Below are 26,875 nucleotides of genomic sequence, written 5' to 3' on the forward strand. Positions count from 1 at the left end.
CGGGGGTGGTGCGCAGCGTGATAGTGCGCCCAAACGCCGCCGTGGCATAACCAGCCGCTGCTACCGCCAGCACAAACAGCACCTGCGCTACCACCAGCCACCGCACGCCCTGCCGCCGGCGCGACTCCTGCATTTGTGGCAATGGAGCCGGCGTGGGCAGGGCAGTAGCAGCCGGCGTAGCGGCAACCGAAGGAGTGGATTCAGGGGAAGTCAGCATAAGTTAATCGGGAGCTTTAGCTGAAAATGTTTGGGTGGCGCGGCGGCGCAAAAACCACCATAAGCCCAACAGCAGCAGCCCACCCAGCAAGAAAAACAGCGACTTGTCCATGAAGCCCCAGGTGAGCTTGAAGTAGGCAACGGCCGTCGTCAGAATGAAGAGGGCCGTGCCCAGCGTGACCCGGTCTGGGTTCTGCTCGTAGTGGGCGCGGGCCAGCACCGACCCCGAATAGGCGTACAGCACTACCAACGTAGCCACGGCCAGCGGCAGCCCGCCCGGCAGGTAGAAGCCCGGCACCAGCAGAAGCCAATCAGTGGCACTGTTCAACCGGCCCCGAGCGCGCTTGCCCCAGAGCGACAACGCCAGCACTGCCCCGAGCGCTGCCAGATACGCCAGCAGCGGTGGGCGTAGCTCCCCCGCGTAGGTGTCCGTCTCACCAAACAAAGCCAGCCCGAGCGTAAACAAAAACGCGGCCACCAGCGGCGGTCCTTGCAAGGCGCGGCCAGCCGGTCGGTCGGTTTGCCAGTCGCCCGCTGCGTAGATCAGCATGGCCGGCACAAAGAACCAGGTGATTTTAACGTGCAAGTGATTCACCAACAACGCAGTTTGCCAGAGTAAGCCCGTAGCCAGCACGCCGCCCAGCAACGAATCGGGGCGACGCCACCAGTAGTAGCCGAGTCCGCCCGCCGTGAGCACCGCCGTGAAATAGCTGAACACGCCCAACTGCCCCGTGTTGTACCCTTGCACTATGCCCCCAATAACTACGGTGAGCAGAAACACAAACTGGCTGCGGTACAGCCACGTCAGCAAGATGCCTGCTACGGCCCAGGCCAGCAGCCCGGTCAGGTCGTAGCCGATAAGCTGGTACATCTGGCTGGTGAGTACGATGCTGGCCCCAAACAGAATCAGGCCTAATCCTACTAGCCCCATACCTAAAGCTTCGTACTGCCGGCGCAGAAAGTACTCGGCGGCAGCGTAAGCCCCCGTCAGAGAGCCCAGGAGCAGCCCAAGGCGCATTAGCTCCGGCATCTCCTGCCAATTGGCCGCTACTACGCTCAGTGCGCTCAAGCCAATAAGCAGGCTGCCCAGTAGCGGCAGCAGGCCAATAGCGCGCTGTTCGGCCGGGTAGAGGGCCAGCAATTGCGTGTGCTGCTCCGGGCTAATAATGCCTTTTCGCACCCAATCCGTCCCGTCCGTTTCTAATAATTTGCGACTCATAGATACTGCAACTTACGCAGGATAGGCAGGATGGAGAAGAAGAGGGTACTCAATAGTTTGGGACTTAATGACGGGTTATAATTCAATTCTTTTTGATGCAATACATAATACATGAATACTCGGATATTAGATATTAAATTAATAGTAAGGATTTATTACTGCATAATTAGCGATGCTATTTTTTTGCCTGATTGATTCCCTAATATAATAAATTCCCTTTCCTTATTGTCGTTCGTTTTAACGTAAACTTTTCCATCATGTGGATAATAGCCCATTCCCCATTTCTTCCTTGGATTATAATATACTGTCTTTATATCAGATCTGTCGATCATAAAATTTGACTTATTCACTAATAAAACTGTTTTGTCAAGTAAATTATCGTTTTCGATATTTCTAATATAGTTTTCTTTTAAGTAAGAGTAAGGATTATTTAAGTCACCTCTTACTGCTGACGTTCTTGTAATTTGTTTTGTGAAAATGTCTCCACCGCCTTCTATGCTAATCATTCCATTTGCTTTTATGCCAATTAGATATTGTTTGGTAAGTAGTATTAAATAAGTTCTGTTTAGAATTAGATTATAATATTCCATTGCAACAAAATGGTTCTCTTCTCCTAAGTCAAATTCTTTGAGCGTCATTTATAGATAAATGATTTGAGTAGTATTGATTTTGTCTGTAAAGTATGAAATTAACAAATTAGTTATCGAATTATTAAAAATGGCCTGTCTCAGCTCCCATTTCTTGCTCGCGTCATCTCCCGCTTGCCGGGTGGACCCGGAATCTTTTCCACCAACCAGCCCGCGGCCCGCAGGCTACGGCGGAAGCTGCCTTTGGCGCAGTAGCTCACTAGCACGCCGCCCGGTGTCGTAGCCGCGCAGAGTTGCGCGAATACTTCGTCGGTCCACATATCCGGCTGCTTTTCCGGCGCGAAGGCGTCGAAATAAATTACATGGTAAGTGTCGTTAGGAAGCGGAGTGTCTTGCAGGGCACCGGTAATTTTATGGAGCATAAACCGCGGCGTGAGCGTCACTAAAGTATCCCAAGCGGCACTGTGCAGTTGCTGATGGTAGTCGAGCAACTCCGGGTTCAGCACATACCGCTCCACGCCAAGTGCCTCGATGACGGTGGGCGGCAGCGGGTACTTCTCAATAGTATCGTAGCGAATAGCTTGGGGACTGGCCAAGCTGCGCTGCAAGGTGAGTAGCGCGTTCAGTCCCGTACCAAACCCGATTTCCAGTACGCGCACCATGCCGGGGGCACTTGCTAGCACGTGCTCCAAGCCGGCCGCTAAATACACATGTTGCGCTTCCTGCACTGCTCCATGGGTGCTGTGGTAGTGCTCGTCCAGCTCGGGCACGTACAGCGTACTGGAGCCATCAGCCGTGACGCGGACTTCTACTTTCGGAGGGGTCATGAACACGAAAACAGAATGAGAAAGTAAAAAAGCGGTGAAAATAAAACTTGGCTGAACTCGGGGTAGCCTGTTTGCTGGCTGGTCCGTACGCTGGCTGACAGCAGCATAGCACCACCGGTTTTCATTTAAGCTTCCCTCATGCCCCGCGTTAAAGTAAATCTACCCGAAAGTTTCCTGGTCTCGGTTGCCATTCCCGTCCGCATCACCGACCTCAACTACGGCGCTCACCTCGGCAACGACTCCCTACTCGGGGTGTTGCACGAAGCCCGGGTACAGTTTCTGCAACACGTGGGCCAATCGGAAGTGGACCGTACCACCGGGCACGGCTACATCATGGCCGATGTGGCCATCGAGTACAAGGGCGAAGCGTTTTACGGCGACGTGCTGCATATTCAAATGGCCACCGATGACTTACACTCGTATGGCTTTGATGTAGTGTACAGCGTTAAAAACCAAGATGGCGGCGAAGTGGCCCGAGCCAAAACCGGCATGCTCCGCTTCGACTACAACACGCGGAAGCTGCTGCGTTTATCTGAGGAAGTGACGGCGCGGTTGGGTAGTTGAGCTGTTATTCCTGGCAGACCGTTATCTTTCCCTGGTACCGTTTTCCCTGTTTGTATGCCTTTATCCTTCCGGCCTCTCGGTCCTCTGTTCTTGCTGGCCGGCCTACTTTTCTTGACAGTAGGGCAAGCAGTTGCGCAAGGTCGAATTCCCCCGACGGGCGCCCGAGTAAAGCCTTCCGTTGCCCTCGATTCCTCTAAGGTCTACACATTCGTGGAGCGTATGCCGGTGTACCCAGGCGGTGGCACAGAAGCCTTTGTGGCTGATTTCATGCGCGAATTTCGAAGCGCAAGTGCGGCAACTGGCTGTTCTCCTCCTGCCCCGGTTTTGGTAAGCTTCATTGTTGGCCCCAGCGGCACTATCTACCATGTGAAAAGCCTCAATAACCAAGCTACCCAACCAAACTTGCCGAAGTTGTCTGCGGCGTGCGAAGCGGCCTTGGTTGCGGCGGCTAGCAAACTGCCCCGCTTCACGCCGGGCGCGCAAAACCGCCGCCGGGTGGCCGTAACTCTCACTGTAAAACTAGGCGAAGGAACACGCTAAGAGAAGTGGGTTTTCCGGAACCCAACTGCCTCACGCGTTGTATCTTTGCCGCTATGATGATTGACCTGCCTGTAGTTTCCAAACGCGACATTCGCAAAATCAGCCCCGACGAGCTCAAAACTTTTATGGTAGAGCACGGCGAAAAGCCGTTTCGTGCCAAGCAGGTGAGCGAGTGGCTGTGGAAAAACACGGCCGCCTCGTTCGAGGAGATGAACAATATTTCCCTGGCTACCCGCCAGCTGCTGGCCCAGCACTTCGTGATTAACGGCGTGACGGTGCAAAACAAGCAGCTTTCCAACGACGGCACCATCAAGTCGGCGTTCAAGCTCTACGATGGCAATATTGTGGAAGGTGTGCTCATCCCGCACGACACGCGCATGACGGCCTGCATCAGCTCGCAGGTGGGCTGCTCGCTCACGTGCAAGTTCTGCGCCACCGGCTACATGGACCGCAAGCGCAACCTCGACGCCGCCGAAATCTACGACCAAGTAGTGCGCATCAAAGAGCAGTGTGAGAGCGAATACAACACACCGCTCACCAATATCGTGTACATGGGTATGGGCGAGCCGCTGCTCAACTACGCCAACGTGGTGAAAAGCATCGAGCGTATCACGGCCCCCGACGGCTTGAACATGGCCCCGCGCCGCATTACGGTAAGTACTGCTGGCATTGCCAAGATGATCAAGAAGCTAGCCGACGACGACGTGAAGGCCAACTTAGCTTTAAGCCTGCACGCGCCCAACGACGCCAAACGCAACGAAATTATGCCCATCAACGAAGCCAACTCGTTGGCCGCGTTGAAAGAAGCTTTGCAATACTACCACCAGAAAACGGGGCGTAAGGTAACCTACGAGTACATCGTGTTCGAGAATTTCAACGACACGTTGCAGGATGCCGAAGAGCTGCTTCAGATTTCGAAGTGGTTGCCTTGCAAGGTGAACCTAATCGAGTACAATCCCATCGAAAACGCCGACTACCGCAACACCGGCGAAGCGAAGCTGATGGCGTTCCTGAAATACCTAGCCGATCGGGGCGTGCAAACCAACCTGCGCCGCAGCCGTGGCAAAGACATCGACGCGGCCTGTGGTCAGCTAGCTGTGAAAGAGAAATCAGAGGCCGCGTAAAGAAAAGTAGCACAACGCAAAAAGCCCTTCCAGTAACTTTTGGAAGGGCTTTTTGCGTTATGCTGTTACAAGTTTAGCGGCTACCCTTACCGAAGCGGAAAGTGAAGTCGATGTATACGGGAAAGATATAAGAACTAGTCAAGCGGGGCCTACTGTTGTAGTAGCCATTGCTATACTCGTCCTGCCCGTATTCGTACACGTAAAAGGCGCCAAGACCCAAGGAGGAGCGGGTCCAGTTGATTTTTGCGCCGTAAAGCCCAGCCATCCCAGAGTTCCTACTTGTGAGGATGTAGTTCTCACTGATCAGCGAAATGCGGCGAGAAATTCGCGTCTGCCCACCCAGCTGAACAACCGGCGAGTTCTCAACATCGCCACTTAGAAAGCCGTAGCCCAAACCGAACGTGAGGTTGTTGTCGGCCGAGCCATACGTGGTATTGCCGTAAAAAATGCCGGCATTATCGCCACCTCCACGCAGATACAAAACGCCACCGCCCGCGTAGAACTTATCGGAAATTCGTCCTGACAACTTGGGGGTAAGCGCAAAAAGCTGCTCATCGAGGGCAAGGCCTGGAACAAGCGACACGATTGTTCCTACGGAAATATTGTTGGTGATGCCATAATTGGCTCCTACCAGAAAAATGCTGATAAACTGCAATGAGCCTTCGTCGCGGCGAAGGTTGCGGGCTGTTGGCTGGAAAAACAGCCGGTTGCCGTTGCCAATATCCATCCAGTTGGCCGGATGGCGAGCTACGCTAGAAGTTAGTTCCTCTAGGCGCGCAATGTTGGCCCGCTCTACTTGCACCACCCCTAAGTCGAGCGTCAGGAATTCCAACTGAGTCGGGCGCCGGGCCGTGAGCTCACCATCGAATGCTGTGCCAGTGCGCAGGATCACACGGAAACGACGGCCTATGGAGTCGGTTAGGGTGGAGGTGCTCGCCAGGTTAGAAGGTAATTGACTTATTTCCTTCTGCCGGGTATTGATGGTGGTCCGCACGGCGGCTAGCTCCGCGGCAGAGAAGGGACGCAGCACAATGCGGCCGTCGCGCAATTGGGTGCGCAGTAGCACGCTGCTGTCGGGCGCCACACCTTGCTCGAAACGCGCCTCGACAAAGTTGTCGGCCGCATAGTAAGGAAACAAGCCATAAGTGGCTTTCTCTTGGGCGTCGATGAGTTCCCCGACCACGGCACTCACTATAAGCGGGCGCGTGGCCGGCGCAGTGGATGGTTGCGCCTGAGTTGAGCGCGAAACCAGGCAGGTTAGCAGTGCCAACCAGCCAAAAAGTAGGGTCCGATTCATGGGAATAGAAGAGAAATAAAAGATTAGTTAAACCTAATATTTCGCCGCTATTGCACCATGTGCTTTGCAAGAAATCGTTGTCTGTATTAGACTTTCAAGTTCCACCCCCTAGGAATTCACTGAAAGCAACAAACCCCCTTCTTTATGATTGAAAGGTGAAAATAAGTTGATTTGATTGGGGTAAGCCAGCGGATATCTGACTTTTCAGTTTTTCCAACGACCTACGGCACGGGGCCGACCCGTCGAGATTTCCTCGTTCGATTCGCCCTCTGGTATTTCACGCGTTTCGATGCGCACGGCGTGCGCTTTCGGTTGTACTTTCTGGCCAAAGGCGTCGGCAAATTCTTGAGTGAATTCTGCACCAAAGAAAATGATGAGCGACGAATAGTTCACCCACAGCAGCAACACAATAGCCGAGCCTGCCGCTCCGAAAGCTGAACCAGGGTTGGACTGCGCAATGTAAAAGGCAATCAAATACTTACCCACCAAAAACAACAAGGCCGTAATAAAGGCACCAACACCCACGTCGCGCCAACGAATAATAGCGTCGGGCAAGAAACGGTAGATAAGGGCAAACAGCAACGATGTGATAAAGAGCGAAAGGCCGAAATCGATGAGGTGGATGATGATAATGGTGACTTCGGGTAGGAGCCGTTGCAGATAGTCGGTGAAGGAACTGAGGATGGCGCTAATAACGAAGGAAATCAGCAGCAGCAAGGCCACACTCAGGATAAGGCCAAAGGAGAGGAGCCGGTCACGAATGAACTGCCAAATTCCGCTTCGGGGCTTCACTTTCAAGTTCCAGATGTCGTTGATGCTTTCTTGGAGCGTAACGAAAAAGGTGGTGGCCGCAAAAATAAGCGTACCTATTCCAATGATAGAAGCAACTCCACTTTTCTGCTGCTTCGTGAACTCGGCAATAGAGTCTTGCAGAAACTTAGCGGAATCGGCCCCGACTAAGCCTTTCATCTGCCCGTAGATTTGCCCGGTTAGGGCCTCGCCCCCAAACACCGAACTGGCCACCGTGATGACGATAAGCAGCAGCGGAGGCAGCGAGAAAATGGTGTAGTAGGAAAGGGCAGCGGCGTGGCGAAACGAGTTGTTTGATATAAACTCACTGCCCGTGGCCTTGAGCGTACTTATGATGTCGGAGAAGCGGTAGTGCGTGGCCATAAAGCAGATGATTCAAGGAAAGTCGCTTCGACTAGTACGGCCTTACGGCTTCGACGTTCACTGCAATAAGGCAAAAGGCACCTCCTTGCGCAGCGCAACTCAATTAACTAGTAGGACCAGAGCATATTTTTTCTTTGTTTTAGCCTATGAACATTCTCCTTTTCACTCGTCGGTTCGCTGCTCTGTGGCCGGCTTTGTTGCTCGGCAGCCTGATGGCTTGCAACTCCACCACCGAGAAACCCGCTGTGGGCACGGCGGAAACGCCTCGCGCCGACAGTGCTAGCATGGCTTCGTATCCGGTAGCTGAGGGCTTCGACAAAACGGGTTCGGATGCTCGCGCCCAAGCCTTGGCCGACCAAGTGATGCGTGAAATGGGCGGTTATCCGGCCTGGCAGCAAACCCGCCTGTTGGGCTGGGATTTCCTCGACGGCTCCTACCAGCTGTGGGACAAGAAAACCGGTGACTTTCACTGGCAGAAAGACAGTCTCGTCGCCAACTACAATCTGACAACCAAGCAGGGCCACGCCTACCGCGGCGGCAAGGACATTTCCGACACTGAAGAAGGCAAGAAGCTGCTCGACAAAATGTACCCAATTTGGGTGAACAACTCGTGGTGGCTGCTGATGCCGTTCAAGCTCAAAGATTCGGGGGTTACGCTCACCTACAAAGGTCCCAGCAAGATGATGGACGGCACCACGCCGGCCGAAGTGCTGAACATGACCTTCAAGAACGTAGGTGTCACGCCCGACAACAAGTACGAGGTCCTCGTTAACCCGCAAACCAACTTAGTGGAAGAATGGGCCTACTACCCCAAAGCCACTGACGCGCAACCTGCCTTCCGCCGCCGCTGGACGGAGTACAAGCAATACGGCCTGCTTAAGCTCGCCTCCGACCGCACCGATGGCAAAGACGGCCGTCGCCTCGACCATGTATACGCCAGCCCCGACGTGCCCGCTGGCCTCATGGACAGCAAAATGCCGGTGCAGAAGCTGTAGCTCTCATTCCGAGCGGAGCGAGGAATCTGAATGAAGATTTTAGCAGCACAATCCAGATTCCTCGCTCCGTTCGGAATGAGAGCTACTTCTTGAATTCCCAGGTGAGGGTTTCGATAGGAGCATCGCGCAGGGCCGCGGCCAGCTCGGCGTCGTCTTTGAACTGAAGTTGGCGCACTAGGTTGGCTTCTACGCTTACCGAGAATTGCTCGTCGTGGAAAGGCCAAGGATGCACGGTAAGCGGACCGCCTTTCTCGGGGCGCAGCACGTCGTAGCGCTGGCCGTCCATGCCGGTGTAGATTTCGAGGGCACGGCTCATTTCGGGTAGCTCGCGGCGGCACAGAATCAAGCTGAGTCGGTCGCACCAGTGCATGAGGTCGTAGGCTTGCTGGGCGTCTGCTTTCCGGAGGTGCAGCTCCTTTATCCAGCGTTTTTGGCTGGCTTGTTGTTCGTCGAGGAAGGTGTCGATGGATTTGTTTTGGCCACGCAGGGTTTCGTAGAGTGTGCTGAGGTGCATGCTGGTGAGCAGGCTGCGCCACCGACCCTGGAAGCGGGCGGCGTTTAGCACCCCTTGGGCCTGCTCTAGCGCAAACTCCTTCATCGTGAAATTAGCCGGCGCACCAGCGGGCGTGAGGCCGTAGTGGCCGTCCCAGTTGCGTTGCTCGTCGTCGTGCTGGGCGATGGCGGAAAGGGTGCCTACCCAGCGGTCGGAAGGGCCGAAGGGCTGCCAGTGCCAGGCTAATTGGGCCGCCAGTTGGGCGTGGGCTTGCTGGTAGATGATTTCCCAGCCTTCGGCGGTGTAGTTTACAATCATAGCGTTTTGCAGGGCCGGAGTGTGCGGGGCCGGATTCCCGCAGAGGAACGCAGAGGAAGCGTAGAGGTTTTTGGGAGGTCCGAAAACTACAACGCCCCACAAGGTGAGGTGGGGCGTTGGATAAGTATAAAGTCTTAGGGTTAGGAAGTGGCTTGAGCAGCGGTATCAACCGCAGCCATACATTTTAGCAATTGATCGGCCCAATAAGCAGGTAGTTCGATAGTGACATCTCCCGCCCGAAACTTGCCAGCCGTGTATTCTTGTTCGCTAAAGCGGGTAAGCTGCGAAGAGACTGGAATCTGCGACACTTCTATATCAGCGTATGGAATTCGCACTAATACATACGGACTTCCAGTGTTGCGAATTAGTAAATCCTGGGTGTCAAATTTGATTTTTAGCAGCTGTGCATAGTTCAATCCTCCTATCCAACCAGATATCAATTCCATAGAATGGATGTTCTCCATACTACCGTATTGTTGATGGAGTCGCCGCCAAACCGGCTTAAATGGATTTTGTATGCGAAACTCGCCACGGCGCATTAGTATTCTTACAACTAGAAAAAACACGTAAAACAAACCAGCTTGCAAAGCCAGAATGCCTATACGCAGTAGCACATTGCTTATACTTAAGATCATAGATTTACTGCAGCACTGTAGCTTCCGTCAAGTGCAGCAGCATATCATCGGTCATTTTATTTAAATCAAACTGCGGTTGCCAGTTCCAGTCGTGGCAGGCTTGCGCGTCGTTGATGCTGGCGGGCCAGGAGTCGGCAATCTGCTGGCGCGAATCGGGCTGGTAGCTGATGCGGAAATCGGGGTAGTGGCGGCGGATGCTGGCGGCTACTTCTTCGGGCGAAAAGCTCATGGCGCCGAGGTTGTAGCTGGAGCGCACCGTGAGGCGGTCGGCGGGGGCGTGCATCAAATCCAGGGTGGCGTGCAGCGCGTCGGGCATGTACATCATCGGCAGGTACGTGTCCTTCTTCAGAAAGCACTCGTAGGGCTGGCCGGCCACTGCCTTGTGGTAGATATCGACGGCGTAGTCGGTGGTACCGCCGCCGGGCAGGCTTTTGTAACCAATGAGGCCGGGGTAGCGCAAGCTGCGCACATCAAGGTTATACTTGCGGAAGTACCACTCACACCACTGCTCGCCGGCCAGCTTACTGATGCCGTACACCGTGTTTGGGTTCATCACCGTCAGTTGGGGCGTGTTGTGGCGGGGTGTATCGGGGCCGAATACGGCAATGGAGGACGGCCAATACACTTGCTTCACGCCAAGGTCTACGGCAGCATCTAGTACATTGAATAGGCCGTCCATGTTCAGCTGCCAACCAAATTTCGGGTTCTTCTCGGCGGTGGCCGACAGCAGCGCCGCCAGGTGATACACCTGCTTGGGCTTGTACTGCCGCATTACATCTTCCAGCCGCGGTTTGTCGAGTACATCGAGCAGCTCGAACGGGCCGGCTTGCTGTATTTCCTCGTTTTTAGGGGCTCGTACATCGGCAGCCACTACGTTGGAAGCGCCGTACAGCTGGCGTAGCTCATGAGTCAGCTCCAGCCCAAGTTGGCCGCCGGCTCCAATGACGAGAATGGTATCAGCAGCGGTAGCGGCGGTGCGAGACGTGGTATCCATGCAAATAGTAATGAGGGTGGGATGGGGTAGCAAAGATAACGGGATGGCATGGTTTGGCCGTTGAGCTGCCGCCTACTTCACGGAACTGAACAGTTGAATCTTGGTTGCATACACAGCCGAAAGCAGCCTGTCCAAGTCCTAGCTTCGGTTGAGGGTTTGCTGCTCGTAAAATTCGCGGCAGTCTGTTAAGTTGAAGCCTAGGAACATGCATAACGCAACTTTCATGACATTGTGGGCATCCTGTCTTCAAGTGGTTATTTAGTTGATTTATTGAATGTCTTCGTTTTCAACATATGAGTAGGTTTCAATGGATGGGGTGGCCTATGCGTGTTGTTGCATCGTTGCTGCTGTTGATTGGTGAGTTGCCAATGGCGCGGGCGCAATCAACCAAGCCCGTGTATCGAAATTTAGTGATGGAAGGGGGCGGCATCCGGGGCATTGCCTACGGCGGCGCACTGGCCGAGCTGGAAAAGCAAGGGGTGCTGGCGAGCATCCAGCGGGTTGGGGGCACGTCGGCCGGGGCTATCCAGGCGACCTTGCTGGCCGTAGGCTACTCACCCGCCGAAATCATAGAAGTGGTGAACAATACGCCGGTACAACGCCTCAACGACGGCCGGCTTGTCTTCTTCGGGGGCAGCACGCGGCTCATCAAGCAGTACGGCTGGTACCGCGGCGACCAGTTCACGAAGTACCTGAGCGAGCTAGTAGCCCGCAAAACTGCAAACCCCGACCTCACCCTCGGCCAGCTCCACGTACTAGCCCAGCAACAGCCTACTCTCTACCGCGACCTGTACACCACCGGCACCAATCTCACCATGCAGCGCATACAGGTGTTCAGCCACGAGACGCACCCCACTATGCGCGTGGCCGACGCCGTCCGGATCAGCATGAGTATTCCACTGTACTTCCGCGCCGTGCTCCTCGATACGCAGGGCCACATAGTGCGCCAACCTGCTAAAGGCCAGGAAGTGGAAGTATTGGTGGATGGGGGCCTACTGGCCAATTACCCCATTCATCTCTTCGATTATCCGCGCTATTTTTCGCCTGGTACTGTGCCCGCCACTGCTCTCACGACCGCAGCGCCATCATCGGCTACCGGCGAAACGCGTAGCTTCAATCCCGAAACCTTGGGTCTGCGCCTCGACCGGGCCGAGCAATTATCCTACGACGCGCAGCCCGGCGGCCGGCAGCAACTCGCCCCCTACGCCATCCACGACTTCGGCTCTTACATGGGCGCCCTCTATACTGTTGCCATCGAAAACCTGAACCCCGCCCGCTCCGAGGATTGGGCCCGCACGGTCAGCATCAGCACGCTCGGCTTCAACCCCAAAATCAAGCGCATTTCCGATGCGCAGAAGCGGCAACTTATGGACAGCGGCCGAGCAGGCGTGCAGGTGTTCTTCGGGCGATAGTGGCCTGCCGGGATTAGGCAGGCTATTTTTCTGGTTAGATACTAGCGCTTAAAAAGCTGGGGTGAAGGCTAGGCAACCCTAGCGCTATATCTTTGTTGCCAAGTACCACCTCACTACGCCACCCCATGTATACCACCCTTCAACCCGACCTCGAAAAGCAGCTCCAGGATATCAAAGACGCCGGTCTTTACAAGAAGGAGCGCATTATTACCTCCCCGCAGGGTGCGGAAATTACAACCCAGGAGGGGGGGGAAGTGCTGAACTTCTGCGCCAACAACTACCTCGGTCTTTCCTCGCATCCCGAAGTAATCAAAGCCGCCAAAGAGGCCATCGATACGCACGGCTATGGCATGTCGTCGGTGCGCTTCATTTGCGGCACCCAGGATATTCATAAGCAGCTAGAACAGAAGCTGGCCGAGTTCCTGGGCACCGAGGACACTATCCTTTACGCTGCCGCTTTCGACGCCAACGGCGGCGTGTTCGAGCCGCTCTTCAACGAGCAAGACGCCATTATTTCCGATTCGCTCAACCACGCCAGCATTATCGACGGGGTGCGCCTTTGCAAAGCCCAGCGCTACCGCTATGCCCACAACGATATGGTCGACTTGGAAAAGCAACTCCAAGATGCCCAGGCCAAAGGCACCCGCCACCGCATCATCGTCACCGACGGCTCGTTTAGCATGGACGGCACCATCGCGCAGCTCGACAAGATCTGTGACCTAGCCGACAAGTACGAGGCCTTGGTAATGATAGATGAGTGTCACTCGATGGGCTTCCTCGGCAAAACCGGCCGTGGCACCCACGAGTACCGCAACGTGCTCGGCCGAGTCGATATCATCACGGGTACGCTCGGCAAGGCCTTAGGTGGTGCTATGGGCGGCTTCACGTCGGGCCGTAAGGAAGTGATTGAGATGCTACGGCAGCGCAGTCGGCCCTACCTGTTCTCTAACACGCTGGCTCCGGCCATTGTGGGTGCTTCGCTCCGGGTGCTGGAACTCCTGACGGAAAGCACCGAGCTACGCGACCAACTGGAAGAAAACACGAAGTACTTCCGCCAGAAAATGACGGAAGCCGGCTTCGACATCAAGCCCGGCGAGCATCCTATTGTGCCCGTCATGCTCTATGACGCCAAGCTAAGCCAGGATTTCGCGGCGAAGATGCTGGAAAAGGGAATCTACGTGGTCGGCTTCTACTATCCCGTCGTGCCGCAGGGTCAGGCCCGTATTCGGGTGCAACTCAGCGCCGCCCACACCCGCGAGCATCTCGACAAGGCCATCAACGCTTTCATTGAAGTCGGCCAGGAACTCGGCACGCTCAAGGACCGCTCAGCTGCCAAATCGGAAGCCGGCCAGGTGGTAACCAACACGCCGTAAGGTTTCTAGTCGCTTAGCAAAGCAGCCTTATACCATACAGAAGCCAGACCTGAACTGCAGCAGACAAACCGTTGTAGCTCGGGCCTGGCTTCTGTATTAGTAGGTAGGTTAACCTATGTAGCTGGTGAATCGTGCAAGTACTTTGGCCGGCCGCAGGGCCAGTCTAATTCCACACCCGTAGCCTTTTTTGTTAAAGCTGTGTGCTTCTGTGGGCTGGCTTGCAGCTCCATCTCGTCCATCTGCTGCGACTGTTTCATTAGTTCGGCTTTGGTGGAGCGTAGCTGCTTGTAGGGTTCCCACTTGAACTTGCGCAGAAAATTAACCGAGCCCCGTATTCCAATAGCAAACAGCTCTTGCTTTTTAACTTCTGGCATGTTGAAGTCCAGCCAGTTGTATTTTTCCACATCGAGGCAATGAACGAGGTGGCTATAGTCGGGATTACGCTGGATGAAGTCGAAATCGTATTGGGTGCGCGTGGCATCGAACATGGCGCCCAGCGTTTCGAGGAAGGTGCCGGTATCTTGTGGCTTGTTGCGGTCGATGCCCAGCTTAACTCCAAATGTAGGGGCTTCCGGCACCCTCTCGCTGTTGTGAAACAAGTCGATGGGGAAGTTCGACATGATGCCACCGTCCATGAAAACCGCAGTTTCGGGCACCTTGGTACCTGCGTAACCGAAGCCGTGCCACGTGGCCAGGTATTTATCGGAGGCGCCGGGTTCTGAGCCCGGCAGGTTATGAATGCGGTAAGGCTCGAAGAAGAACGGCACCGACATCGAAGCCCGCACCAACTCCGATGGCGACACCTGTTTCCAGTCGGCCCAGTAAAGCGGAGCCATTTCCGGAAATATGGCTTTGGTTTGGGTGGTAATATCGGCGGCCACGATGGCCAAGCGGCATAAGTCGTCGGGGGCGTAGGGTTCCGTTGCCACGCTGCCATCGGGCTGCTGTATGCGCCGTTTGAGGCCACCGGCGGGCACCTCGCGTCGGCGCTGGATCAGGGTTTCGATGGTGGGCGTTTCGGCTTCTACCAGTAGGTTGTGCAGCCACTGCTGAAATTCAAGGCCAGGGTGTAGTCCTTGCCGGTCGCGGAAATTGTCAATCACCTGTAAGCCATCATTTATCACAGCCGCAATGTCGAGCTTGTTGCGCAGCCATGCCCCAACTCCTTTGTGCGTTTCGGCGCGGTTGAGCAGAGTTTTGGTGAAGTCCTGAGCATCTTCGTCGCCATCAACAAACTGGTAGAAGTCTTGGTGCGCCAAGATGTCGAGCAACTGCTCGCCGGCAGCTTCATGCCGTGGTTTCAAACCCGCCAGCAACATCGTCACAATAGCTCCCGCCGACGTGCCACCCAAGCGCAAAAACCGGATGCCAGCTGTTTCGAGTCCGTATACGTAGCCCGCCAGCGCAATGCCGAGCATGCCACCACCTTCCAGTACGAAATCCACATACTGGTTGCCGGCGTCATCTATTATGTCGGAAATGTGCCAGTCAGGATCCATGCGCATGGCCGTCAGCTCCTTAAGTGCATCTTGTACGGTCCGCTGGCTGACGAACGGGTTTGGGGAAGTTAACACCTCCTGTTCTGTAATGAGAGTGGGTTGTGTGGACATCGGGAGAAAAGTAAATGGAAAGATATAGGGAGTAGTGGCTTACATAACTCTGCCTGAAAATCACTAGAACTGGATGGCAAGTAGCTCATAGTCAACTTGCCTAGTCGAAGCGCACGTTGCCCCAAGAAACAATAGCTACGGCGTTCGAGCCAAGTAATAGCCGGATGGTGATGTTGTAAGAAATGGTGGAGCATCGGCCTTGCGGGCGGAGCTATTTGCTTGAGCTACATAGAATCAACTTCACTACACCGCTCCACAGAGCGGCGACAATCCAGCGCCCGGTGCGTAGCGCTGAGGAACGGTAAGACACGTCAGCAGCCGACAATAACTGACTGATGTATTAAATTTATTGAATATATAGCAATAGTCAAATAACCAACTACAATAGCTCTGGTTTTTTCACTCACTGGTTCCGGCTCCTGCTTGAAGGCAGTTGCCTGCTTTTCAGAAGGTTCTGTCTGCTCTTACCACACAACCAGCATGTATTCTTAAGCGCTGCGCATGGTAGCCCACCTCTTCTGGAAGAGCACAGCTAGAGCAGGCTTTGTAGCTGAAAGGCTAAGGGCGGAACGTTACGCAGCCACTTCCGCCGCCGATGATGCCGACGCAGTAGTGGACTTTGGAGCCGTACCAAACAGGAACTCGTTGAGGCGCGTTCGTAAGTCGGCGGGGGCCAGGTTGCGGAACACTTCACCCCCCCGCACCAGCGACATCTGGCCGGTTTCTTCGCTTACTACCAGCACCACCGCATCCGTTACTTCGGAGAGGCCGATAGCGGCACGGTGGCGCAATCCCAGCGCAGCGGGCACATCGGGATTTTCGCTGACAGGCAAAATGCAGCGTGCTGCCTGAATACGGCCGCGGCTGATAATAACCGCGCCGTCGTGGAGGGGACTGGTTTTGTTGAAGATGCTCATAAGCAGGCGCTTGCTTACGGTGGCATCAATCAGGTCGCCGGAGTTGGCGAAAGGGGTGAGGTCGGAAGCAAGGTTGAAGGCGATAAGCGCGCCCGTATTCTTGCCGGCCAGACTCTTGGCGGCTTCCACGAAGGGCGTGATGTTCATGCGCTCGGAGGCCGAACTATCGCGGCGCCACGGGAAATTGCGCATCCGCTCGAAGGCCGTCACCTTGCCCACGTTCAGCAGAAACCGCCTGATTTCCTGCTGAAATAAAATAATGCCTGCTAGTACGCCCACACTCATAAACTGACCTAAGATGCTGGTCAGTAGCTCCATGCCAGCGGCTTTCACTACCAAATAGAACAGGTAGATGGACATGAAGCCCAGGAAAATTTTCAGCGCGACGCTTCCCGTTAACAGCTTGTAGAGCTGATAGAACAGCACCGTGACCAGCAGCACGTCGATGACGTCTATCCAGCCAATGCGCAGGAAGCCAATGCTGAAAGAACCAATCACGGGGAAGTGGGCGGGAAGGTGGGAGAAACGAGCTGGATAGTTTGCACGGCTTCGGCTACATCGTGTACGCGGAGCAGCCGGGCTCCGTTGAGCACAGCCAGGGCATTGACGGCAACTGTACCGGTAAGGGCTGCATCGGGCGTGAGGCCAAGTGGCTTATACACCATGCTTTTTCGGGAAAGCCCCGCCAAAATAGGCAAACCGAGCACCGCCAACTCGGGCAAGCGCCGTAGTAGCTCATGGCTTTGGGCCGGCGTTTTGGCGAAGCCGAAGCCGGGGTCCAATACTACATCCGTTACGCCGTGCTGGCGCAGCTCCGCCAGCTTGTCGCGAAAGTAGCGCACCAGCTCCAGCACAATATCACCGTCGTAGTGCGTGTGCTGGGTCATGGTTTGGGGCGTGCCGCGTAAGTGCATCAGAATGTAGGGCACGCCCAGGCGGCCAGCAGTAGGCAGCATGTCGGGGTCGAGGGTGCCGCCGCTGATGTCGTTGATGAGGTCGGCGCCGGTAGCTACCGCCTCGGTGGCTACCGAGGCCCGGAACGTATCGACGGACAGAAACGCGTCGGGGAAGGCTTGGCGTATTGCGGCTACAGCGGGCAACAGGCGACGCTTTTCCTCGTCTTCGCTGATATGTTCGGCGCCGGGCCGCGACGAATAGCCGCCCAAATCGAGGACGGCCGCGCCAGCGTGCAGCATACCTTCGGCGCGGCGCAGCAGGTCGTCGTGGGCCGGAATGCGGCTGCCGGCAAAGAACGAGTCGGGGGTGAGGTTAAGGATGCCCATCACCCGCGGCCAACTAATGTCCAGCACCCGCCCGCCGGGGCAACGCAGGGTTTGCGCGGCCGGAAAACACGTATCTTGCGGGGCCTGGAGCATGGTTTTCGGGTGGTGAGGATAAACAAATCTGAACCGCTCCAACGACTTCGATAATTCTCAGCAGTTCCTTCCCGCGGGACGTTGAAGGAGAATAACGTTCTTGCTACTGACGTGTTTGACGTCACCCAACAAAATAGGCGTAAAAACTTGGAGAATCAAACCCAACATGAATACGATCAGATAATAGAGCGGTGCCGGATGCTGTTTCTGGCCAAAACGCACGACTACGGCACGGCGTGGCGCATCATGCGTCTGCCCAGCATCACCGACCAGATTTACATCAAAGCCCAGCGCATCCGCAGCATCCAGGAGAAAGGCACCCAGCTAGTGGCCGACAATGTGGACGACGAGTTTGTGGCCATCATCAACTACTGCGTGATTGCCCTCATGCAGCTACGCCTGCTGCCCCATGCGCCGCTCGACCTGGACCCCACCGATGTAGCCGCCGCCTACGACCAAGAAACGGCCGAAAACCGCCGCTTGCTCTTCGCCAAAAACCATGATTATGGCGAGGCTTGGCGGCAGATGCGTATCGAGAGCATCACCGACATCATCTTAATGAAGCTGCACCGCACCAAGCAGATTGAAGACTTAGCGGGCCGTACGCAGGTATCGGAAGGGGTGGAAGCCAATTACCGCGACATGCTGAACTATGCTGTATTCGTGTTGATTAAGAAGGGATTCGCGGGGACTTCCGTGCGCAACGGCGCTGCTGAATAACGGGGAAACAGAGAGTGGTACCACTCGGCTATCCGTCCTACATTTGCGTATCTGCTTTGGCATAATTCGCTGAAATAAATTTAATCGTAGCAGTTGACTGTAGAGCTAGGCTAGCCCAATGTTCTGGCAGTTGCCTTGCTACTCAGTTACTTAACGCAGTTCATGAAACAAATCACCCGAATCTGCTGGCTGTTGCTGGGCGTGCTATTCATCTTCTCGGGTTTGGTGAAGCTGAACGACCCGGTGGGTACGGCCCTCAAACTAGAAGAGTATTTCGAGGTGTTTGCCGAAGATTTCGGCCGCTTCTTTCTGTTTTTCAGGCCGTATTCTCGCACCTTGAGCATCGTGCTCAGCTCGTTGGAGGTGGTGCTAGGCGTTGCGTTGCTGCTGCGCTGGATGCTGCGCAAAACCCTTTGGGTGCTGCTGGCGCTGCTGGTGTTCTTTGGTTTTCTGACCTTCTACTCGGCGGCGTTCAACAAAGTCACGGACTGCGGCTGCTTCGGCGACTTCATCAAGCTCACGCCTTGGACCTCGTTCTTTAAGGATCTGTTCTTGTTGGGCTTATGGGTGGTGGTGTTCCGCAATCAGCGCTACCTACGCCGGGTGTTTGCTAAGGGGCAACTGGGCGTGATGTACATCACCATTGCCTCGGCCGTGGCTATTGGTATTGGGGTGCGGGCGCTGGGGCACTTGCCTTATTTCGACTTCCTGCCTTATAAGGTTGGCAACAATATTGGGCAGTTAATGAAGGCCTCGTCGCCGTTGCGCTACAAGTACGTGATGGAGCGCAACGGCGAAAGCAAAGACTTCACCGATTATCCTACTGATTCCACTTGGAAGTTCAAGCAGATGGTGGCCCTAAATCCGGAGGCTGGTCCCAAAATCACTGATTTTCGCGTGTGGAACGACGAAGGAGACTTCACGCAGGAACTCTTGCAAGGCAACCGCCTACTTCTTATCGTGCAAGGCACCGAAAAGGCGGACCGGGACCGGTTCAAGCTTATCAACGACTTGTTTACTGCCGCTCAGAAGTCGCGCCGGAAGATTTCCGTGCTCGTACTCACCAGCAGCAGCCCTGCTGCCTTCGACGCCTTTCGTCACGACGTGAACCTGAGCGCGCCGTTCTACTACGCCGATGCTACAGTGCTGAAGTCCATGATCCGTTCTAATCCCGGGTTGATGCTGCTGCAAAACGGTACGGTGAAGGGCAAGTACCACTACCACGATATTCCCGCCATCGGGGATGTGGAGAAGTTGCTCTAATTTCCCTTATGCTTTCCTTCGTTTTCCGTCGTTTGGGACATGGCCTGCTCATATTGGCGGGCGTGGCGTGCACCGTGTTTTTCCTGTTTCAGGTGTTGCCCGGCGACCCGGTGGCCTTACTGGCTGGTCAGCGTTCCGACCTTGCCACTCGCGCCGCTATTGCCGCTGACCTTGGCCTCAACGAATCCCTGCCCATTCAACTCGGGGGGTACCTCAACGACATTTCCCCCCTGGGCGTGCACCCGCGCGACTCGGCGGGCGTAGCTAAGTACGGCGGCCTGACGCTGTTGCCCTTCGGCACAAAAGCCCTGGTGCTGAAAAAGCCCTATCTGCGCCGTTCGTTTCAAAGCAACAAAGCGGTGCTCAGTATCTTGCTCGACCACTTTACGGGTACCTTGTGGTTGGCGCTGGCGGCGATGCTGCTGGCGGCCGTGTTGGGTATTGCCTTTGGGATAGCCGCGGCCCTTAAGCCGCACTCCTGGCTCGACCGCACGTTGATTACTACTTCTGTACTAGGTATTTCGGTGCCGTCGTTTGTGGCGGGCATTCTCATTGCCATCACCTTCGGTTTCTACTGGAGCCACTGGACGGGCCTCAACCTAACCGGGCAGCTCTACGAAACGGACCCGTTCACGGGCCGGCATCTGGTATTGCGCAACCTCGTGCTGCCGGCTTTCGCGCTTGGTATCCGGCCACTGGCCGTCATCACGCAGCTCACCCGCTCGTCGATGCTCGATGTGCTCAGCCAAGACTACATCCGGACGGCCCGCGCCAAGGGTTTGTCTGGATACCGGACGGTGATGGGGCATGCCCTCAAAAATGCGCTGAACCCGGTGGTAACGGCCGTGTCGGGTTGGCTGGCTTCACTGATGGCGGGTGCTTTCTTCATCGAGTATATTTTCAACTGGAAAGGCTTAGGTACAGTGACGCTCCGCGCCGTCGAAAACCTGGATTTCCCGGTTGTTATGGGCTCCACCATCTTTATTGCGGCCTTATTCGTGCTCGTGAATATTGCCGTCGATGTGCTCTATGCTTTGCTCGACCCGCGGGTGCGGCTAGGATAATGGCAGTACTAGTTATCGAGGTGCTAATTCATGGATTCATAATCTTGGCATCAGCGGCAATAAGAACAGCGCGCCATCAAGCAATAATCAGCTTATCCGAAATCAGTTCCTCAACACCATGCGCCTATACCTGATTGGCATGCCGGGGTCCGGTAAAACTACCTTGGGGCGGGGGCTGGCTGCGGCCTATGAGTTGCCGTTTCTGGATCTGGACGAGGAACTGGTTCGGCAGGAAGGACGCAGTATCCCCGTCATTTTCGAGGCGGAAGGGGAAGTCTACTTCCGGGAGCGAGAGGCGGCAGTGCTGCGCGACGTGGTAGCCCGGTATCCGCAGATGGTGCTGGCTACCGGCGGGGGCACGCCCTGCTTTCACCACAACCTAGACGTGCTACTTGAAACGGGGCTTACGCTGTTCCTCGATGTGCCCGTTGCTACGTTGGTGGGCCGGGTGCTGGCCGTAGCCAAAAGCCGACCGCTATTGGCTGCGTTGCCTGATGCCGCCGCATTGGAAGCCCGATTGCGCGAAACCTTACAGATACGTAAGCAGTTTTACGACCAAGCCCCGTTGCGCTGTGAAGCACCAGCCTGCACAGTACCAGCGGTGCGCCAACTTTTGGCTCGGTACCAAACTTCCGCCTGATGCAAAGAAGGCAACCCCTTTGCGCTAGGATGCGTACCTTTGCTCCCTGAAATAAGCCTATTTATCGACGATGTCAACAGAAACTGCGGCTTCCCCACTGCCAACTCCCGCTAAAGCTCCTGAGAATGTGAAGCCCAAGCACAAAGGTTCGGCTCAATTATTCCAGAACCCGGTACTGGAGCGGCTTTCGCACACGCACATTGCGCTACCAGTATCTATTTTTATCGTTACTGCGGCCGTTAGCTTGTACTATGGTGTCACGCAGGGTTTTGCTACGGGCCTAGCTGCTTTCGGGCAGTTTTTGGGTGGCTGGTTCTTGTTTACGTTTGCGGAGTATGCCATGCACCGCTACTTGTACCACATTCCGGCCACTACGCCGGGGCGCATCAAGTTTCAGTACACCATGCACGGCGTCCACCACGAGTTTCCTAAAGACAAGACCCGGCTGGCAATGCCGCCTATCATCACAGTGTTCGTAGCGTCGTTGCTGTTCTTTATTTTTCGGTTTGTTTTTGGTAGCGCGGCGTTCGGAGTGCTAGCAGGCTTTGTGTTCGGTTATGCGCTTTACCTGTTTGTGCATTATGCCATCCACGTATATGCGCCGCCAAAAAACTTCCTGAAAGTATGGTGGACCCACCACGCTCAGCACCACTACCGGCAAGACGAAATTGCCTTTGGAGTAAGTAGTACCTTGTGGGACCACATCATTGGGACTATGCCCGAAAGAGCAAAGAAGTAGTTTCTGCATTCCAATTTCTGGAAACGAACGACCTGTCAGCTAGCTGACAGGTCGTTTTGCATTATATGCAGTATGCGGTCTTCTTTTTTGTATTAATCCTATCGATCAATTAAGAGATGACGATAAAGTCATACAACAACAATATTATTATAATAAATGTTGCTGTTGAGTTCTAGAATCTGTAATTTTGATTCTCAAATCGGTAAATTAATTATAGGGCTGTGCCATTGAGGCTTTTACAGTTCCCCCTTCCTTTTCATTATGAGAAATATTTATTGTGCGCTTATCACTTTGCTGGCAGGTTTCAGTGCTGTGCCTGCCTCAGCGCAGTACACATGGACTAATGCTAACAACCTAGTTCCTTACACTCAAAACTTCAATTCGTTGTCGGGAGCTGCGTCATTTACCGACAACACCACCTTGCCAGGAGTATACGCCCAGGCAGAGTTTACTAGTGGCTTTAAGTTTACGCCTACCACGTTTGCGGCCAATGATGGGTCAACTATTGACGCTAACTATTACCATTTTGGCGAAGCTACAGGCTCTAATGTTTCCGACCGGTCTTTTGGAGGCATTGCTTCTACTACTCTGAATGGTACCCTTGGTGATGGCACCGGGCACGTAGGAATTCGACTGAAAAACGGCACTACCACTACTATCCACAATTTGGAAATTGTGTACGCCATGGAGCACTGGTACAACTCCGGTCAGAAAGACAAAGCCAAAGTCGACGTATCCTATTTGAAAACTGCGGCAAACGTGCCCATAAGCAGCTTGCTCAATAGCGCTGGTGCTTGGGTATCCAACGCCGATCTGAGCGTTGACGCTCCCTCTACTGCCACCGTTGTTGCCAGCCGCGATGGTAATTCGCCTACTAACCGGCGTGTACGGCAAACTACACTTAGCAATATTGAGCTTGCCCCCAACCAAGAAATCATGATCCGGTGGAGCTACGTGCTCAACACGCAGACCAACGGCAACGGCCTCTCCATTGATGACGTCACTATTTCGGCCTTTACCAATATCTTTTACTCGAAAGTATCCGGTAATCTAAATAATGATAACGTTTGGAGCTCAACGGTAAACGGCACCGGTGCTCTGCCTAGCAACTTTAGCTTCGCGTTGCCCAACGCTACGTATTACGTACAAGGCAATACAACGGATAATAGTGCTAGTGCCAGTCGTATAAATGGAAGCGCTGCCTGGACGGTGAATGGTAGCAATTCTAAGATTGTAATTGGTCTGCCGGGTGCTACCACCGATACCCGCCTCTACATCGACAACAACGATGATATTGTAGGCCGTATTGATGTGGAAGCTAGGGCGGCAATAGCCATTCAGCAGCCGAGTTATTCGTTCACGCTCGGCGAACTGGACCCAACCAGCACAGTGGAGTACTTAACAACCAGCACTGCCTTGAATATCGCGCCCGTGGCGTACGGAAACTTGAAAGTTACGGGCGGCGGCAATAAGATTCTAACGGGCAATACTCTTGTCAATGGTAATCTGGTATTTGCTACGGCCAGCAATGCAGCACCTGATTTGCTGCTTGGCGACTACAACTTGACGCTCCAGCGCGGTGGGCAAATTCAAGGGACTTCGAATACGGCCTTTGTAGTAACCAACGGCAAAGGTGTCTTGAAGCAGACGGTTGCTAACACCGGTGCGGATGTGGTTTTCCCGATCGGTTCTAGTGCTACTAGCTACACGCCCATAAGCTTGCGGCAGCCGAGCAGCACCACTGCGCGCAACGAGGATGTGTTTGCCGTTCGGGTGCTTGATAAGATGTACACCAACTACGACGCCAAAGAAAACGGGGTGGTGGAAGTGCTGAACCAGAACGTAAAGAAAACGTGGTTTGTGGCCGAGGAAGTGGCCGGCAATGCCGACGTAACTATGACCCTACAGGGGAATCCCGCCGAGCAGATGTCGGGCGGAGCGGCCGGCACGACCTTTGACCCCACCAAGGCCTATATTACCCATTACATCAATACAGGCGCGAAGCCATACTTCGACAAAGTTGCAGCGGCAGCGGCCACCACCGGAACCGTAGCTGGCAGCTACAAGCTTACCCGCGCTGGCCTGAATTCGTTTTCGCCTTATGCCGTATCGTCTAATGCGGCGGCACCACTGCCAGTGGAGCTAGTAGCTTTCGGGGCCGCGTGGAACGGTGAGGCCGTACAGTGTAGCTGGAAAACTGCTTCTGAGAGAAATAACAGCCATTACGTGGTGGAGCGCAGCAGCGATGGGCAAAAATTTGAGGCTATCGGTACTGTGGCAGGCAGCGGCAACACAAGCACTAGCCGCAGCTACACGTTCCTCGATGCCAAGCCCTTAGCCGACGCCGCCTACTACCGATTACAGCAGATCGACTTGGATGGTACCACCACCTACTCGCCGGTGGTGATAGTGAATGGTCGTCGGGAAACTGCTTCCGCTCGGTTTGCACTAGCCGTAGTGCCCAATCCTAGCGCCGATGATATACGTGTTGTGGATCCGAGCGGAACTGCTATTCCATTGCACGGTACCTTATACACGCTGCTTGGCTCGGTTCAATTGCGCTTACAGGGCCAGACGGCTTTGGATCTGCGTAGTCAGCCAGCCGGCAGCTATGTGCTACGGTTAGTTACGGCCCAAGGTCCGATAGCATTACGGGTAGTGAAAAACTAAAGCAGCTAGCCAGATTGTAAATACAAAAGGCGGCTCCTGCACAGGAGCCGCCTTTTTATATAGCTGCCAGCCAAGCCAGGGTTAGCGGCTGCGCATTTTGGTAACGATAAACCAAAGCAGCAAGACTACCAGGAAAACCGCAATAAGGCCCGTCCAGGCTCCAGCTTTGAAAATGCTGCCAATGGCGTCGCAACTGCTAACTGTGAGTGACAACGCAACGAGGCAAAAAGCGAGTAAGGGACGATAGGTAGTCATGGACGTGTGGTTGAGAAAGGGAGAGGAACTTGCCCCGAACGAAGCAATACTGTAGATACTACGTCCGCCGGAAAAAGTTGAGTTCAAACTCAATTCCGACCTCCGACCTAAACAGCAATAAGAGCGCAACGCTACAGCTGCAACGCCAGACAGCACCAATCCCGGGCATCAGCAAGCTGACGCCGCGTTTGGGGAGTGCCCCACCGGGTTTATTGCGCTTTTGGAGAGTCGGGACGTTTCGGCTGCTTATGCTGCAAGTAAGTAGCTAATGGCCCGATAGTAAGGCCTTGCACCAGAATAGAAAAGACGACCACCACGTAGGTTATCCCCACCAGTAAGTCGCGGGGCATGGTGGGGGGCAACGACAGGGCCAGGGCCACCGAGATACCTCCTCGGAGGCCACCCCAGGTTAAGATGGTAAGGCTGTTTTCGGTGAACTGACGGTGCAGGCTTAGCACGGCCAGCGGTAGCCCTACCGATACCAGCCGCGCAAACAGCACTAGTCCTACGGCCAGCAAGCCCACCAGAAGATAAAGCGGCGTGATATCGAGCACCAGTATTTGCAGGCCCATCAGCACGAAGAGCAGGGCATTGAAAATCTCGTCGAGAATTTCCCAAAACTTGTCGATGTATTCCTGGGTCACGTCCGACATGTCGCGCCGGCCTTGATGCCCAACAATGATGCCCGCCATCACCATAGCCAGTGGTCCGGAAGTATGCAGCGAGGTAGCCAAGGTGGTGCCGCCCATCACGAGGGCCAGCGTGAGTAGCACCTCCACCTTGTAATTGTCGATGGAGCGCAGCAGCAAAGCGCCACCGTACCCAAGTCCAAGGCCTAAACCAACTCCGCCCAGGGCTTCGCGCAGGAACAGCCCCAGTACCGACCAGCCGCTCACCGCTTCCGCGCCACCCTGCGCCACCGACAGCACCGTGGCAAAAATTACCACGCCCACGCCGTCGTTGAACAGCGACTCCCCCACGATCTTGATTTCCAACGGCTTCTCAATGCCCGCCCGCGTAAGGATACCAAGCACGGCAATCGGGTCGGTGGGGGAAATGAGGGCCCCAAACAGCAAGCAGTAAATGAAATCCAGCGGCAGATCGAACAGGGGTAACGTGACGTACAGGCTAGTCGCTACCAACGTTGTTGAGAGCAAGGTGCCCAGTGTGGACAGGATCAGGACGGGCAGGCGCTGTCGGCCCAAACTGCCGGCATCGAGGTGCAACCCGCCCGCGAAAAGCATGAAGCTTAGCATCACCTGCATGAGCACCGTATGAAAATCAATGGTGCGCACTACGTTGGCTACCTGTAGCACGGCCGGCACGCCCATCCACCCCAGCGCCACTAGTGCCAGCGAGGAAAGCAGTGCCAGTGCCATTAGCCCAATAGTACCCGGCAAATGCAGAAACCGAAAATTGAGGTATGAAAAAGCTGCTGCTACCACCAAGAGGATAGAGAAGGTGGTGTATAGCTCCATTGTTGCAAGGGAAGTAGATGAGAAGAACCTGGCCGGGCTCTAATCTACGTTGCATCGCCGTTCGGGATGCTGCGCGGTAGTGTGAAGCATAGGTCCTCGAGCCGAGCGAGTAGCCTACGGGTGCTGACGTTGCAAACACATAAATAGCAAGCGTCATCTCACCCCGCCAACACTACCACGGGCGTATGCACAACCTGCTCAGTGGCATGCGCTAGAGTCCAGCATCAGCTACAGCCCGAACGGGGCGCGTTCGGGCTGTAGATGCTTTCAGAAGTGTATCCTAGTGCTTTGGGCCTCCCCTGCGTCATCAGCAACGAAACAGCTTATCCTGCCATATGTGGCAGTGTAGTTAGCAGAAGTCCTAAGACGAGGATAA

26 protein-coding genes are annotated in these 26,875 nt (G+C 54.8%); 12 read left to right on the forward strand and 14 right to left on the reverse strand.

Going from position 1 to position 26,875, the window contains the following annotated elements; all coding sequences use genetic code 11:
* From ACFE7X_RS10905 to mnmD, 4 genes are all read right to left on the reverse strand, one after another.
* On the reverse strand, positions 1-217 hold a 217-nt coding region (locus ACFE7X_RS10905; protein ID WP_375435696.1), incomplete at its 3' end, for a hypothetical protein.
* A gap of 3 nt (positions 218-220) precedes the next feature.
* Positions 221-1,435, reverse strand: a complete 1,215-nt coding sequence (locus ACFE7X_RS10910; RefSeq protein ID WP_375435697.1) for a DUF2157 domain-containing protein — start codon at positions 1,433-1,435, stop codon at positions 221-223.
* A 155-nt stretch (positions 1,436-1,590) separates the two neighbouring features.
* Positions 1,591-2,073, reverse strand: coding sequence for a hypothetical protein (locus ACFE7X_RS10915; RefSeq protein ID WP_375435698.1), 483 nt, complete (start codon positions 2,071-2,073; stop codon positions 1,591-1,593).
* Between the two features lie 89 nt (positions 2,074-2,162).
* Positions 2,163-2,849, reverse strand: a complete 687-nt coding sequence (mnmD, locus tag ACFE7X_RS10920) for a tRNA (5-methylaminomethyl-2-thiouridine)(34)-methyltransferase MnmD (RefSeq protein ID WP_375435699.1) — start codon at positions 2,847-2,849, stop codon at positions 2,163-2,165.
* A 138-nt stretch (positions 2,850-2,987) separates the two neighbouring features.
* Between mnmD and ACFE7X_RS10925 the strand changes: the two genes are divergently transcribed.
* Genes ACFE7X_RS10925 through rlmN form a run of 3 tightly spaced genes read left to right on the forward strand, consistent with a single transcriptional unit; the run spans position 2,988 to position 5,077 of the window.
* On the forward strand, positions 2,988-3,413 hold the full coding sequence (locus ACFE7X_RS10925; protein ID WP_375435700.1) for a thioesterase family protein: 426 nt from the start codon (positions 2,988-2,990) through the stop codon (positions 3,411-3,413).
* Between the two features lie 54 nt (positions 3,414-3,467).
* Entirely contained in the window at positions 3,468-3,953 is a 486-nt protein-coding gene (locus ACFE7X_RS10930; protein WP_375435701.1) for a hypothetical protein, read from the forward strand.
* Positions 3,954-4,009: 56 nt separating this feature from the next.
* Entirely contained in the window at positions 4,010-5,077 is a 1,068-nt protein-coding gene (gene rlmN / locus ACFE7X_RS10935; protein ID WP_375435773.1) for a 23S rRNA (adenine(2503)-C(2))-methyltransferase RlmN, read from the forward strand.
* 73 nt (positions 5,078-5,150) lie between these two features.
* Here rlmN and ACFE7X_RS10940 read toward each other — a convergent pair whose 3' ends face one another.
* Positions 5,151-6,374: a hypothetical protein gene (locus tag ACFE7X_RS10940; RefSeq protein ID WP_375435702.1), complete on the reverse strand. Its 1,224-nt coding sequence runs from the start codon at positions 6,372-6,374 to the stop codon at positions 5,151-5,153.
* Between the two features lie 204 nt (positions 6,375-6,578).
* Positions 6,579-7,547, reverse strand: a complete 969-nt coding sequence (locus ACFE7X_RS10945; protein WP_375435703.1) for a YihY/virulence factor BrkB family protein — start codon at positions 7,545-7,547, stop codon at positions 6,579-6,581.
* Between the two features lie 146 nt (positions 7,548-7,693).
* On the opposite strand from ACFE7X_RS10945, the gene ACFE7X_RS10950 reads away from it, so the two are divergent.
* Entirely contained in the window at positions 7,694-8,542 is an 849-nt protein-coding gene (locus ACFE7X_RS10950; protein ID WP_375435704.1) for a hypothetical protein, read from the forward strand.
* Between the two features lie 82 nt (positions 8,543-8,624).
* Here the strand turns inward: ACFE7X_RS10950 and ACFE7X_RS10955 are convergent, their stop codons facing one another.
* The 3 genes from ACFE7X_RS10955 to ACFE7X_RS10965 form a co-directional block, all read right to left on the reverse strand.
* Complete coding sequence (locus tag ACFE7X_RS10955) at positions 8,625-9,353, reverse strand: DUF3891 family protein (RefSeq protein WP_375435705.1); 729 nt, start codon at positions 9,351-9,353, stop codon at positions 8,625-8,627.
* A gap of 140 nt (positions 9,354-9,493) precedes the next feature.
* Positions 9,494-9,988, reverse strand: a complete 495-nt coding sequence (locus ACFE7X_RS10960; protein ID WP_375435706.1) for a hypothetical protein — start codon at positions 9,986-9,988, stop codon at positions 9,494-9,496.
* A 4-nt stretch (positions 9,989-9,992) separates the two neighbouring features.
* Complete coding sequence (locus ACFE7X_RS10965; protein WP_375435707.1) at positions 9,993-10,982, reverse strand: NAD-dependent epimerase/dehydratase family protein; 990 nt, start codon at positions 10,980-10,982, stop codon at positions 9,993-9,995.
* A 293-nt stretch (positions 10,983-11,275) separates the two neighbouring features.
* Between ACFE7X_RS10965 and ACFE7X_RS10970 the strand changes: the two genes are divergently transcribed.
* Positions 11,276-12,394 (forward strand): patatin-like phospholipase family protein, encoded by a 1,119-nt coding sequence (locus tag ACFE7X_RS10970; RefSeq protein ID WP_375435708.1) that lies wholly within the window; start codon positions 11,276-11,278, stop codon positions 12,392-12,394.
* Between the two features lie 125 nt (positions 12,395-12,519).
* On the forward strand, positions 12,520-13,767 hold the full coding sequence (gene kbl, locus ACFE7X_RS10975; protein WP_375435709.1) for a glycine C-acetyltransferase: 1,248 nt from the start codon (positions 12,520-12,522) through the stop codon (positions 13,765-13,767).
* A gap of 113 nt (positions 13,768-13,880) precedes the next feature.
* On the opposite strand, the gene ACFE7X_RS10980 is transcribed toward kbl, so the two are convergent.
* The 3 genes from ACFE7X_RS10980 to folP all read right to left on the reverse strand — a co-directional run bounded on the left by ACFE7X_RS10980 (position 13,881) and on the right by folP (position 17,670).
* Entirely contained in the window at positions 13,881-15,377 is a 1,497-nt protein-coding gene (locus ACFE7X_RS10980; protein ID WP_375435710.1) for a patatin-like phospholipase family protein, read from the reverse strand.
* A gap of 572 nt (positions 15,378-15,949) precedes the next feature.
* The gene (gene cdaA / locus ACFE7X_RS10985) at positions 15,950-16,792 is read right to left on the reverse strand and encodes a diadenylate cyclase CdaA (protein ID WP_375435711.1); all 843 of its coding nucleotides are present in this window, start codon (positions 16,790-16,792) and stop codon (positions 15,950-15,952) included.
* Complete coding sequence (gene folP / locus ACFE7X_RS10990) at positions 16,789-17,670, reverse strand: dihydropteroate synthase (RefSeq protein WP_375435712.1); 882 nt, start codon at positions 17,668-17,670, stop codon at positions 16,789-16,791. Before folP ends, cdaA begins: the two co-directional genes overlap by 4 nt.
* 198 nt (positions 17,671-17,868) lie before the next feature.
* Between folP and ACFE7X_RS10995 the strand changes: the two genes are divergently transcribed.
* The 6 genes from ACFE7X_RS10995 to ACFE7X_RS11020 all read left to right on the forward strand — a co-directional run bounded on the left by ACFE7X_RS10995 (position 17,869) and on the right by ACFE7X_RS11020 (position 24,766).
* The gene (locus ACFE7X_RS10995) at positions 17,869-18,390 is read left to right on the forward strand and encodes a DUF1599 domain-containing protein (RefSeq protein ID WP_375435774.1); all 522 of its coding nucleotides are present in this window, start codon (positions 17,869-17,871) and stop codon (positions 18,388-18,390) included.
* Positions 18,391-18,552: 162 nt separating this feature from the next.
* Positions 18,553-19,653: a BT_3928 family protein gene (locus ACFE7X_RS11000; protein WP_375435713.1), complete on the forward strand. Its 1,101-nt coding sequence runs from the start codon at positions 18,553-18,555 to the stop codon at positions 19,651-19,653.
* Between the two features lie 8 nt (positions 19,654-19,661).
* Positions 19,662-20,717 (forward strand): ABC transporter permease, encoded by a 1,056-nt coding sequence (locus tag ACFE7X_RS11005; protein WP_375435714.1) that lies wholly within the window; start codon positions 19,662-19,664, stop codon positions 20,715-20,717.
* A 118-nt stretch (positions 20,718-20,835) separates the two neighbouring features.
* Complete coding sequence (locus tag ACFE7X_RS11010) at positions 20,836-21,357, forward strand: shikimate kinase (RefSeq protein ID WP_375435715.1); 522 nt, start codon at positions 20,836-20,838, stop codon at positions 21,355-21,357.
* 70 nt (positions 21,358-21,427) lie between these two features.
* The gene (locus ACFE7X_RS11015; RefSeq protein ID WP_375435716.1) at positions 21,428-22,096 is read left to right on the forward strand and encodes a sterol desaturase family protein; all 669 of its coding nucleotides are present in this window, start codon (positions 21,428-21,430) and stop codon (positions 22,094-22,096) included.
* Positions 22,097-22,357: 261 nt separating this feature from the next.
* The gene (locus ACFE7X_RS11020; protein ID WP_375435717.1) at positions 22,358-24,766 is read left to right on the forward strand and encodes a T9SS type A sorting domain-containing protein; all 2,409 of its coding nucleotides are present in this window, start codon (positions 22,358-22,360) and stop codon (positions 24,764-24,766) included.
* An 81-nt stretch (positions 24,767-24,847) separates the two neighbouring features.
* Here the strand turns inward: ACFE7X_RS11020 and ACFE7X_RS11025 are convergent, their stop codons facing one another.
* Complete coding sequence (locus ACFE7X_RS11025) at positions 24,848-25,021, reverse strand: hypothetical protein (protein ID WP_375435718.1); 174 nt, start codon at positions 25,019-25,021, stop codon at positions 24,848-24,850.
* 209 nt (positions 25,022-25,230) lie between these two features.
* Entirely contained in the window at positions 25,231-26,499 is a 1,269-nt protein-coding gene (locus ACFE7X_RS11030) for a cation:proton antiporter (protein WP_375435719.1), read from the reverse strand.
* Positions 26,500-26,875: the final 376 nt, after the last annotated feature.

Source organism: uncultured Hymenobacter sp. (assembly GCF_964242765.1).
GTDB lineage: Bacteria > Bacteroidota > Bacteroidia > Cytophagales > Hymenobacteraceae > Hymenobacter.